General features: G+C 36.6%; 13 protein-coding genes. 4 read left to right on the top strand and 9 right to left on the bottom strand.

The window, feature by feature from the left end:
* Nucleotides 1–182: 182 nt before the first annotated feature.
* On the top strand, nt 183–521 hold the full coding sequence (locus G5B32_RS16000; RefSeq protein ID WP_165292503.1) for a hypothetical protein: 339 nt from the start codon (nt 183–185) through the stop codon (nt 519–521).
* A gap of 69 nt (nt 522–590) precedes the next feature.
* Here the strand turns inward: G5B32_RS16000 and rsmG are convergent, their stop codons facing one another.
* A complete protein-coding gene (gene rsmG / locus G5B32_RS15995; RefSeq protein WP_165292502.1) occupies nt 591–1,226 on the bottom strand; it encodes a 16S rRNA (guanine(527)-N(7))-methyltransferase RsmG in 636 nt (211 codons plus the stop codon).
* Nucleotides 1,227–1,274: 48 nt separating this feature from the next.
* The gene (locus tag G5B32_RS15990; protein WP_165292501.1) at nt 1,275–2,417 is read right to left on the bottom strand and encodes a glycosyltransferase; all 1,143 of its coding nucleotides are present in this window, start codon (nt 2,415–2,417) and stop codon (nt 1,275–1,277) included.
* Between the two features lie 130 nt (nt 2,418–2,547).
* Here G5B32_RS15990 and tgt point away from each other — a divergent pair, with 130 nt between their 5' ends.
* Genes tgt through G5B32_RS15975 form a run of 3 tightly spaced genes read left to right on the top strand, consistent with a single transcriptional unit; the run spans nt 2,548 to nt 5,699 of the window.
* The gene (gene tgt / locus G5B32_RS15985; RefSeq protein ID WP_165292500.1) at nt 2,548–3,678 is read left to right on the top strand and encodes a tRNA guanosine(34) transglycosylase Tgt; all 1,131 of its coding nucleotides are present in this window, start codon (nt 2,548–2,550) and stop codon (nt 3,676–3,678) included.
* A 40-nt stretch (nt 3,679–3,718) separates the two neighbouring features.
* Nucleotides 3,719–4,801 carry an LptF/LptG family permease gene (locus tag G5B32_RS15980; RefSeq protein WP_165292499.1) on the top strand — a complete coding sequence of 361 codons (1,083 nt, stop codon included), beginning with the start codon at nt 3,719–3,721 and terminating at the stop codon, nt 4,799–4,801.
* A 7-nt stretch (nt 4,802–4,808) separates the two neighbouring features.
* On the top strand, nt 4,809–5,699 hold the full coding sequence (locus G5B32_RS15975) for a DMT family transporter (RefSeq protein ID WP_165292498.1): 891 nt from the start codon (nt 4,809–4,811) through the stop codon (nt 5,697–5,699).
* A gap of 39 nt (nt 5,700–5,738) precedes the next feature.
* On the opposite strand, the gene mnhG is transcribed toward G5B32_RS15975, so the two are convergent.
* From mnhG to G5B32_RS15940, 7 genes are read right to left on the bottom strand one after another with little or no spacing between them, the layout of a single operon-like run.
* Nucleotides 5,739–6,164, bottom strand: coding sequence for a monovalent cation/H(+) antiporter subunit G (mnhG, locus tag G5B32_RS15970; protein WP_165292497.1), 426 nt, complete (start codon nt 6,162–6,164; stop codon nt 5,739–5,741).
* Nucleotides 6,157–6,429, bottom strand: coding sequence for a monovalent cation/H+ antiporter complex subunit F (locus tag G5B32_RS15965; RefSeq protein WP_165292496.1), 273 nt, complete (start codon nt 6,427–6,429; stop codon nt 6,157–6,159). Before G5B32_RS15965 ends, mnhG begins: the two co-directional genes overlap by 8 nt.
* Nucleotides 6,426–6,902 carry a Na+/H+ antiporter subunit E gene (locus G5B32_RS15960; RefSeq protein ID WP_165292495.1) on the bottom strand — a complete coding sequence of 159 codons (477 nt, stop codon included), beginning with the start codon at nt 6,900–6,902 and terminating at the stop codon, nt 6,426–6,428. Before G5B32_RS15960 ends, G5B32_RS15965 begins: the two co-directional genes overlap by 4 nt.
* 4 nt (nt 6,903–6,906) lie before the next feature.
* Nucleotides 6,907–8,415 carry a proton-conducting transporter membrane subunit gene (locus tag G5B32_RS15955; RefSeq protein WP_165292494.1) on the bottom strand — a complete coding sequence of 503 codons (1,509 nt, stop codon included), beginning with the start codon at nt 8,413–8,415 and terminating at the stop codon, nt 6,907–6,909.
* Nucleotides 8,412–8,768, bottom strand: a complete 357-nt coding sequence (locus G5B32_RS15950) for a Na+/H+ antiporter subunit C (protein WP_165292493.1) — start codon at nt 8,766–8,768, stop codon at nt 8,412–8,414. The genes G5B32_RS15955 and G5B32_RS15950 overlap by 4 nt, the downstream gene beginning before the upstream one ends.
* Complete coding sequence (locus G5B32_RS15945; protein ID WP_165292492.1) at nt 8,768–9,193, bottom strand: Na+/H+ antiporter subunit B; 426 nt, start codon at nt 9,191–9,193, stop codon at nt 8,768–8,770. Before G5B32_RS15945 ends, G5B32_RS15950 begins: the two co-directional genes overlap by 1 nt.
* Complete coding sequence (locus G5B32_RS15940) at nt 9,193–11,508, bottom strand: putative monovalent cation/H+ antiporter subunit A (protein WP_165292491.1); 2,316 nt, start codon at nt 11,506–11,508, stop codon at nt 9,193–9,195. Before G5B32_RS15940 ends, G5B32_RS15945 begins: the two co-directional genes overlap by 1 nt.
* Nucleotides 11,509–11,778 lie beyond the last annotated feature (270 nt).

Genomic DNA, 11,778 nt, shown 5'->3' with positions numbered 1-11,778 from the left:
AAAAATGGACACGTTTTAGACCGTGATTTAAACGCTGCAAAAAACATTCTGAAAGAAGGATTAAGAATAATATCGTCAGGAACTGGCGATTACACGGGCGGAGACTCAAATAAGACTTTGGCAACAAAGCACAAGTCTGTGAAGCCCGAAGCCCATTTGTCTTTAGCAAATGGGTAGTTCACATGTGGGGTGATAATAAAAAACCTGTACAAATAAATCCTTTAGGTGGTATAGCAATCAATATAAATAAAATATATAGTCATTTCAGTAAAATTGGAAAGAATTCTAGACGCTTGCAACGCGTATTTGAAAACGAATATAATATAGAAAGAACAAAGGCTCTTTGGAAGCCTTTGACCTTAGATTTGACGAATTTGAAAGGAGATTCTCTTTTTTATTTTCAAATGTATTTCCTGCCACAACCAGGTTTTCTGGAAAATGCAAGCTATTATGAAAAAGTAGAATATGTGGTAAAGAGTATGCGGATATATAGGGATTCAGCAGCAATAATTCATGAGTGAATGAAATTACCGAGATGGAATTCGCTAAAAGAACAATAGCTTCTCCAATCAGAGAAGCTATTGTTTTTATTACATAGGTACATAGACCACATATTTTGTATCGAAGAAATCTTCCTTGAAATAAGAAGACAAAGGATGCAATTCTGCTTTCAACTTCGATTCTTTAATCTCTTCTTTAAGGTCGCCTCCTTTAAGGTAAAGGAGGCCGTTAGGAATTCCATTTTTGTCTTTTTTCTCGAATTTATTTCGGATCCAAGGTGTAAATTCTGCTAAGCGAGTTACCGCTCTGGATACCACAAAGTCATATTTGTAATCCAATTGTTCTACGCGCATATGGTCAGCTTCTACATTAGTTAAACCAATTGCTGCTGCCACTTCGCGAACAACTTTAATTTTTTTTCCAATCGAATCCACCAAATGAAATTGTACTTCTGGAAACATAATTGCTAACGGAATACCTGGGAAACCCCCACCGGTTCCAACATCCAAAATGCGAGTGCCAGGAGTAAACTCCGTTACGAATTTTGCAATGCCCAAAGAATGCAATACATGCTTCAAGTATAAACTTTCGATATCCTTACGGGAGATGACATTGATCTGGTCGTTCCAAAAAGGATATACCTCCGCTAATTTAGCGAACTGCTCTTTTTGTTTTTCCGTAAGACGTGGAAAATAGTTGTAAATAATATCTACTGTTGGATTCACGATTCCTTGTATTTTAAATAGTGATAGAAAATAGCTTAGATTTTAAAGCTATTTCCAAGATTTTTGTTTCTTTTTTCGGTTAAATAAACCGTTCAAACAGATGTAAAAATAGTAAAAGACATCCAAAATGAATAACCAAGCTAATAAGTCTTTGACTGCTAGTTTTTTATAAATGGATGAAAATACAATCAACTGGCAGATAAAACGAAGAAAGAATATTCCTACGCCAACAAACCATAGTGATGGATAGCAGGCTATACATACCATTAGCATTACATAAAATAAAAAAGCAGTAACTAATTGTGTGCCCAGCATTCGCTGATGCGATTTTTTGTAAAGTACGGAAGCTCCTGCATGTCTTGCTTTTTGTTTATAATAGCTTTTCCAAGTTTCTTTAGGATTTGAGTAGACATGAGCATCGGGGTGAATTGCTATATTCACGTTATGTCGAGTAGCATTATGGTTGACAAATAAATCATCATCACCCGATTTGATATGCATGTGTGCATTAAAACCTTTGCCTTTGAAAAATAATGCCTTTAGATAAGAAAGATTACGGCCGACGCCCATATAGGTGTTGCGTTTTAAGGCATATGATAAATAACTCATAGCTGTATGCGCCGTTTCAAAACGAATTAGTTTATTTAAAAAACCAGACTTTTTGAAATAGGGTGAATAACCTAAAACAATTTCTTTACCTTCAGAATAGGCTCCAGCGATTTCTTTGAGCCATTGATTACTTTGAGGTTGACAATCGGCATCTGTCATAATCAGCACATCATGCTGAGCAGCTTTTATCCCTAATGTCAATGCGAATTTTTTTGAATTCTTTAATTTGATATGCTCTTTGATGTCCACAATTCGCAGGTGCGGATATTGACGTTTGAAATCTTCTAATACCCATTTTGTCTCATCTGTCGAAAAATCATTTACCACAATGACTTCAAAATTGGGGTAATCCTGCACTAGCACACCAAGTAAAAATTGCTTTAAGTTTTCTTCTTCGTTGTGCGCACAGATTAAAACAGAAACAGGCTGTAGGTTTGTAGAATCTTGATAACTTTTGACTTTGTAAGAAGACAGTTTGCTGTAGACAAATAAGATATAATACAGTTGTATAAGCAGAAATATGCCTAAAATGCCGTAAAGCAGGTAAGGAATTTTTATAACAATGTCTAAATCAATATTCATATGAAGGTTCAAAGATAGAATGATATTTTCTAAAATTATCATCAAACAGTTAAGAATTGCTAATAAAATAGAGCAGATGCCGTAGGCTCAGATTTTTATAGTATTTTTGCACCTGATTTTTAATAAGTATATGAAATTTACGCTTCAAGCTCAAGATAAACTTTCCAAAGCACGTGCGGGGGTATTAGAGACAGCTCACGGGAAAATTGAAACTCCGATTTTTATGCCTGTAGGAACTGCAGGAACAGTGAAGGCTGTGCATCAACATGAATTAGTGAATGATATCCAGGCTCAAATTATTTTAGGAAATACCTATCATTTGTACCTGAGACCAGGATTGGATGTGTTGAATAAAGCAGGAGGATTGCACAAATTCAATGGTTGGGATAAACCTATTTTGACAGATTCGGGAGGTTACCAAGTTTATTCTTTAACTGAAGTACGTAAAATCCGCGAAGAAGGCGTTACTTTCCGTTCCCATGTGGATGGATCAAAACATTTATTTACACCTGAGAATGTAATGGATACCCAACGTATCATCGGTGCGGATATTATTATGGCATTTGATGAGTGTACGCCATATCCTTGTGATTATAACTATGCTCGTCGTTCATTAGATATGACACACCGTTGGCTGAAGCGTTGTTGTGATCGTTTTGATAGTACAGAACCTTTATATGGTTACGATCAGACATTGTTTCCTATTGTTCAAGGTTCGGTATATAAGGACTTGCGTGCGAAATCAGCAGAAGTAATCGCTTCATTTGAGCGCGAAGGTAATGCTATCGGTGGACTTTCTGTAGGTGAACCAGCAGAAGAAATGTATGCCATGACCGAAGTGGTAACCAATATTCTTCCGAAAGATAAACCAAGATATTTGATGGGTGTGGGTACGCCAATCAATATTTTGGAAAATATTGCTCTTGGTATTGATATGTTTGACTGTGTGATGCCGACACGTAATGCGCGCAATGGTATGCTTTTCACTCGTAATGGTATTATCAATATTAAAAATGAAAAATGGAAAGATGATTTCTCTCCAATCGAGGCTGAAAGTGATTTGATGATGGATCAGGTGTATACAAAAGCATATTTAAGACATTTGATTAAATCCCAAGAAATATTAGGGGCACAAATTGCTTCTTTGCACAACTTGCATTTTTATTTGTGGTTGGTAAAATCAGCTCGAGAGAAAATTGTAGAAGGTACATTCTACGATTGGAAAGAAAAAATGGTTAAAATATTAGGACAACGTCTGTAAACATTTTTACTTTTCAAATATTACTATTTAATTTGAGGCAATGAATATCATCGATCGCTATATCTTCAAGAAATACATGACTACCTTCGTTTTTACGGTAGCCATTTTCATTGTTGTCATTGTGATTTTTGATATTTCGGAGAAACTGGACGACTTCCTAAAAAATAAGGCTTCATTTGTTGATGTGTTGCTTAAATATTATGCGTTGGGGTCAGTGCCATTTTTCTTGAATATGCTGACGCCATTGATCAACTTTATTGCGGTGATTTTCTTCACTTCTAAGATGGCAGATCAAACGGAAATTGTTCCTATTCTGAATGGCGGTATGAGTTTCAACAGAATGTTGCGACCTTATCTATTCGGCGCAGGAATTATCTTTGCATTTACACTTATTTCCAATCTTTGGATTCTTCCAGCGACGAATCGCATTAAAGTAAATTTTGAAAATGTCTATGTCAAGCCACATAAGGTGAGTACTAACACGACTTCTACCCACATGCAAATTGACAGCAATACCTATGTGTTCATTGAAAATTTTGATACCAAAGCAGCTATAGGCTATAATTTTGTGTTGGAAAAATTTGATGGAATTGAAATGACGGAGAAGCTGATGGCTGATCGTGTAGTCTGGGATTCCACGCAGAACAAATGGCGAATTGAAAATTATACCAATCGTATTATCACAGGTCTCAAAGAGAAAATGGATAAAGGTGATAAACGCGACACCACACTGGATATGTTGCCAAGAGACTTCGAAACTTATGAGAATGTCTTTACAGCGATGACTACCAAAGAGTTGAATGAGCGTATCGCCAAAGAAGAAACCCGAGGTACAGGTATGATGACGGATTTGCTTTTAGAAAAGTATAAACGTTGGATCAGTCCTTTTGCGGCATTTATATTGACCATGATGGGTGTAGCGCTATCTTCAAAGAAAGTTCGCGGTGGTATCGGTTTAAGTTTGGGTATTGGTATTGGTTTGAGTTTTACTTTCTTAGTACTGAATCAGTTTACGACGATGTTTGCCTTAAAGGGCGGTTTTCCTCCTTTGTTAGCCGTGCTTACACCAAGCATTATGTTTTTAATCTTAACACTTATTTTGCTCAAAAAGGCGCCAAAATAATTTATCTATGAATTTTTTTACTCGCAATCGTAATTTGTTAATATTACATTTTACGGTGCTTATCTGGGGCTTCACAGGAGTCCTTGGTTCTCTAATTTCTACACCCGCTCTTCAATTGGTTTGGTATCGTGTGTTGATTGCAGCGGTCACCTTAATCGGTTATCATTTAATTATTCGGGAAAAAATCCTAGTCCCAACGCGAGATATTCTTAAGTTTATGGGGGTAGGCTTATTGGTGGGGTTACACTGGGTATTATTTTTCCAAGCAATAAAAGTTTCCACCGTTTCGGTGACATTAGTGTCCCTATCATCCTTGACGTTATTTACATCCATCTTGGAACCGTTGTTCTATAAACGCAAATTATCCGTAGGCGATATTGTGGTAGGATTAGTTATCATCTTAGGAATATACTTGATTTTCAAATTTGAGTTTAAATATTGGTTGGGGATATCATTAGGTTTAGCTGCAGCATTGTGTGCAAGTGTGTTTTCTATCCTGAATGGAAAGATGGTTCAGAAAACCAAACCGAGCATTATTACTCAATATGAAATGATTGGTGCGTTTTTAGGTGTGTCTGTTGTGCTGCTAGCTACAGGGCAGTTTGATCAACATATGCTATTGTCTACTTCTGATTTCGTGAATCTATTCCTTTTAGGCTCTGTTTGTACAGCGTTAGCTTATGTACTTGGTGTTGCTGTGATGAAAGAGTTATCCGCTTTTACGGTGGCCTTGGTGACAAATTTAGAACCTGTATATGGAATTATGTTGGCTTTCTTCTTTTTGGGAAGTACAGAGAAAATGAGTACCGGCTTTTATGCTGGAGCAATCATTATATTGGGTGCGGTATTTATTTATCCTACATTGAAAACAAAACTTCAGCAATTAAAAGCTGCTTAATAAAACAAATAAGTCTGATTCATCATCGGACTTATTTGTTTATTTCGTTTCTTCTTCCGTGTCGGCGATTTGATCAGGTTCATCTCCACATATGACAGACAGATCGACTTGCTTCTCGTTTTTTAATTCGTGTGTTTCTTTATCATACATACCGTTAAGTTCATCGACAATGGTATCTTTCCAAAGTGGTGTTCCCGTAAAGTAAGCAGCACGTCCAATCATGTGTGCAGCAATAGGAGAGGTTATTATTAAGAAAAAGGTAATGGCGAGAGCTTTGGTACTTACCGAAATATCAGGGAAGATAATAGCTGCACAAAATAACAATAAACCCACACCCAATGTCGCGGCTTTTACCGTAACCGAAAGTCGCAGATAAAAATCGGGCATTCTTAATATTCCCAACGAAGCAAAAAATATCGCAAAAGCACCTACCGTGCTTAATATTCCTATTATAATATTAATCATCTTCTCTTTTTTCTATGTAAAATGAAAAGGCAACCGTGCCCAAAAAGGCGATCAGTGCCAACATTATCGCCACATCCAATAATACTTTTTGGTTAGAACGGATGGTAAAAATCGTAATGATCCCAATACCAATGGTGATGATGAGATCCAAGGCAATTACGCGGTCAACGACCTTTGGACCTTTAATCAAACGAATAAATACCAAAATAACGGATATCGTTAATATCGGTAGGATGAAATAATCAAAATACTTTTCTAATGTCATCGTATAGCCTCCAATAATCTTCTTTCTAACCCAGTCTTCATATCACGCACAAATTTCTCTGGATTATTGAGATACATCACATGGATGTACATCGTTTTTTTGTCTTCACTGATGTCAATTATCAACGTTCCCGGTGTTAGCGAAATCATTGTAGACAGCAAGTTTATTTCTGTATCAGTTCTAGCATTCAAAGGGAATTTTACTATTCCAGGTTTCATAAAGTACTTGGGAGTCATTACATCATATGCGACTTGCACATTTGCTTTTATCATTTCCCAGATGAAATAGAATATAAAACTTATTATACGCGGCACTTTAGAAAAGTAACTTCGGTCACCATCCGTGCGGTTCATGACCCATAGAATTCCGAATCCAAGCATAAACCCAAATACAAAATTCGTATAATACATGGAACCTGTTAGTGCTACCCAGATAAACGATAGCAGTAAGTTCATCAAAAACTGTTTAATCATACTACTAATTTTGTTTTCCCAAAACCGCTTCTACATAACTCGAGGTGTCGACCAATTGACTGGCAATTTGATCCACCAATTTGACTACAACTTCTGCATTTATCCCTATGAATACGGTTGCTATTGCCAATAATGCAATGGGCATTACCAATAATATTCTTCTTGCCAAAGGCATAGGGTTGTATTTGTCTTCTATATTTACATCTGAAGGAACATCTTTCCAAAATACTTCTGACCACATTCGAGCGATGACGAATAGGGTTACGAAACTTCCTAAAACTAATGCTGCGACAAAAGCATATTCGCTAATATTAAATGCCTCTTTGAATAGAAATACTTTAGGCCAAAAACCTGATAAAGGTGGAATTCCTACTAATGAAAATAATACCAATGCAATTAATAATGATATTTTAGGATACTGCGCATAGATTCCACCCAAGGATTTCATATCCATCGTTCCACGCATTTGGCGAATGAGGCCAGCAATCAAAAACATATTGGTTTTCACCAAAATATCATGGAATAAATAGAATACAGTTCCCATCAAAGCTACTTTAGTGAACATTCCAATACCACCAATCATAAAGCCTATATGGCAAACAATTAGATAAGAGAACAATCTTCTAATGTTTAATTTTATTAATGAACCTAAGCTTCCTGTAACAATAGTGAGAACAGCTAATATCATTAAAAGATTACGTGTGAATTCATCAGGAATAAATATCAAACTAAATACACGCAACATGGCATAAATACCTACTTTGGTTAAAAGTCCGCCAAACGTAGCGGCAACAGCCGAAGGTGGGGTGTGGTAAGAGGATGGCAACCAATAGTATAATGGAAAAACCGCTGATTTGATACCAAATCCTAATAAAAAGAACGTTGAAGTGATACCAATCAAAAACTGATTGTTTACCAATTTTATCTTTTGGGAAAGGTCGGCCATATTCAAAGAACCTGTTATTCCGTAAAGAATTCCTATTCCCGTTAGGAAAAAAGTAGAGGCTAAGATGTTTAATGCCATGTATTTAACGGCTCCTTCAAGCTGTGTTTTTCTTCCTCCTAAAGTCATGAGTACAAAAGAAGAAATGATAATCACCTCAAACCAAACATAAAGGTTGAAGATATCACCCGTCAGAAAGGCACCATTAAGCCCCATCACCAAAAAGTGGAAAATCGGAAAGTACCCATATAGCATTCGCTGTCTATTAATTCCAGTTGAGGAAAATAATGATACGGCTAAGCCCGCCAAAGAGGTAATCAATACCAACGTACTACTCAACAGGTCGGCTACAAAAACAATCCCAAATGGAGATTCCCAATTGGAAGCATTCAACGTCAAAATTCCTTGGTCTTGTACTTTGGACAATAATCGAATAGCAACCAAAACACCAAGAAATGAACCAATACCGCTAATGTAGCGTTGTGTCACTGTTTTACGCCAAGCTATTAATTGGAGTATAGCAGTAAATAAATGTATAAATACCGGACCTAAAATGTGATTGTCAATCATATATCTTCCTCCTCCGGTGTATTTAAATCGTCCAAATCATCCGAATCAACAAGCGCATATACACGCTTCAATAACACAATAGCGAATGCCGTCAAGGCGAAACTGATTACGATAGCGGTCAATATTAAGGCTTGAGGAATAGGATCTGCATAGCTATCTTGAAACATTTTTAGGGCTTCATCGATAACAGGTGGTTTCCCTTTTGTAATTCCTCCTAACAAGAAAATCAAAATGTTTGCGCCAGTGCCCAAAAACATAATACCTAAGAGAAGTTTCACCATACTCCTCCGTAGTATCAGGTACACACCAGCACCATATAGTAATCCAATTAATATGATAAGTAATAACTCCATTAACCTTTTTCTTCTAAATTATTTAATGAAATAGTGAAAAGAATCGTTAACACCACCCCAATAACTACCAAATACACGCCTAAGTCAAAAAATAGAGAAGACCCTATCATTCCGATAAAAGGAATAGGTTCTTCAAACCATAAACCAGTCATAGGGGGATACCCCAATAATAAAGGTAGTGTAACGCTCAAAGCTGAAATAGCCAATCCTGTAGGAATAAGGGATAGAGGCTTTCTTTTCAAAATCTTCATAGTTTCCTCTGGTCCATTAGCGAAACTATGCAATACAAATGCAATGGATGCCACCAATCCTCCAACAAATCCTCCTCCCGGGTAATAATGTCCACGAAGTAATAGGAAGAAAGAAAACAGTAACAGTATTGGCAACAAATATTTAGTTGCAGATTGTAATATGGGACTTTTCATTATTCTTTCTCCGACGATTTTAAACGTAAACGAATCAAACTATACACACCTAATGCAGCAATACTTAATACGACTGTCTCAAACATCGTATCGATACCTCTAAAGTCAACCAATATGACATTCACTACGTTCTTACCTTTTGCTAATAAATAAGCATTTTCCCCATAGAAATCCGAAATTTCTGTGGAAATAGGTTCGGACCATACTTTGAACGCTACCAAGGATAGTATTATACCAAATCCAGCTGCTACTAAAGCGTCACGAACCAAAACAGTATTACTTGTCAAGTTGACAAATGGTGGTAATTTATAAAGTACTAACACGAATAATACGGTTGTCAATGTATCAATAGTAAATTGAGTCATTGCCAAATCTGGAGCACTGTAGATTACAAAAATCAAACAGATACAATAGCCGATAACACTCATAGCCACTACAGCTGTTAGTCTAGAAGCTGCTGTTACTACAATATAAACAGCTCCAATTAATATGAGTACAATCGCTACTTCATACATGTCGGGATAAGTCAAACTCCAAACATCCAATTTACTTGGTCCGCTCAGCCATAACCTATAAGCAAGAAGGGCTTCTGCGAAAAGAATAATTTTAAGATGATACGATCGTAAATATCCGTTGTGGAAAATATTAGTGTACCACTGTCCAAAACGAATAATATCGTTAGCATAACCTGTGATTATACGTTGTGGAGAGATAGAATTTAATTTTTCTACGGCTTGTAATTTAGCTTGACTTGGCTTATTGATTAGGAAAACAATTGTTCCGAGTACCAGTGTTACCAAACTTAAAATAAAGACCGTATTAAACCCATGCCATATTTTAAGGTGAGCGGAAGTATCATTTCCCCAAATTGCATTGGAAGCTGCATTGGTGATAAAATCTCCTGCAACGGCCGGAAGAAGACCGAAAACAATACCTAATAAAGCCAGTAAAAGCGGAGGAATCCACATCGATTTGTACGGCAAATGAACTTTTTCAAACGCTTGAGGTAATTCTCCAATAAAGGGTTTAATACCTGCCATGAAACCTGCAGCTACTAAGCCAACATTAGTCATAACTGCTGCTCCTGTCAGTATCCAAACCCATTCTGGTAAATTGTAATTTAAAGTAGCTTCATAGATTAGATCCTTTCCAATAAACCCAAATGTTAAGAAAGGAAAACCTGCGCTGGATAATGCTGCTAAAATACCTGCAACAGCAACAGGGCCTAATACTTTCCTTAATCCAGATAAAACGGTGATATCACGAGTATGCGTCTCATGATCCACAATACCCGTGACCATGAATAATGTAGCTTTGTACAGCGCATGAACTAAAATAAATACTGCGGCAGCTATCATCGCTTCCAGTGTGCCGACACCCAGCAAGAATGTTAAAACACCTAAAGCCGAAATGGTCGAATATGCCAGAATAGCTTTCATATCTATACGAAACAACGAATGTATAGAGGCGTACAACATGGTAATTCCTCCTACAAATAATAAGGTCGTGTTCCAATATTCATGACCTCCTAATACTGGAGTGAATCTTGCTAACAGATATATTCCTGCTTTGACCATCGTAGCGGAGTGTAAGTATGCCGATACAGGAGTAGGTGCTTTCATGGCTCCTGGTAGCCAAAAATGAAAAGGGAACTGTGCTGATTTAGTAAAAGCGCCCACAAAAAGTAACCCAATAATTAAAGGGTATTGTTGGTGATTGAGAATTAGATTGCGCTGATCTATTAATTCTGAAATGGTGTATGTACCAGCAATATTTCCTACCAATACTAAAGCTAAAAGAAGAAAGAATCCACCAAACCCTGTTATGCTAAGCGCTGTTAGTGCACTTTTTCTAGAATCCGCATTATCATTATTAAAGCCAATTAAAAAGAAGGAACTAATACTTGTCAATTCCCAAAAAACGAATAACAACAGTAAATTATCCGATAGCACCACTCCGAGCATAGCTGACATGAAAAGCAGCAAATACCCGAAAAAGCGGTCAAAATATGGATGTCCTTTGAGATATGCTCTCCCGTAAAAAAATATACAAGCTCCAATTCCTGTTATTAGTAAGGAAAACAAAAGGGATAGACCATCCAAATGGAAATCAAAATTGACACCTAATGTCGGCACCCAGTCTATATGTTGGACTAAGGATTTTCCAGTTGAAATAATTGGAATTTGAGTAGAAAAATATAAAAATAATAGGGTAGGCAGTATGGGGAGTAAAATACTCCATTTGGCTTTAAATTGCCTGCCGAAAAATATGAGAACTATAGAAAATATTAATCCTGATAATACAGTTAATAGCATTTAATCTTTATTATGGATTTACGGATTCCATAAAAATAGTAAAAATGGACGGTTTTTGAAGGTATAAATTATGAGTTTTCAAATTTCTGTAGTTTAATTACCAATATTTATTTATAAAAGCCAAGAGCTATGGATACGAATCATTCAAGTCATTATCAAATAAAACATGAAATGAAGGAGCGTAAAACCCACAGGTCTTTAGCCTGTGGGATGTAAGCGACTAACCCTGATTGAGAATATACTCACGAATAGTATCAGGAGATGCTTCAC

The sequence above is a fragment of the Sphingobacterium sp. SGL-16 genome, from assembly GCF_011043515.1.
GTDB lineage: Bacteria > Bacteroidota > Bacteroidia > Sphingobacteriales > Sphingobacteriaceae > Sphingobacterium > Sphingobacterium litopenaei.
The sequence above is the reverse complement of the archived record's forward strand: the minus strand, read 5'-3'. Positions and strand labels throughout refer to the sequence as shown.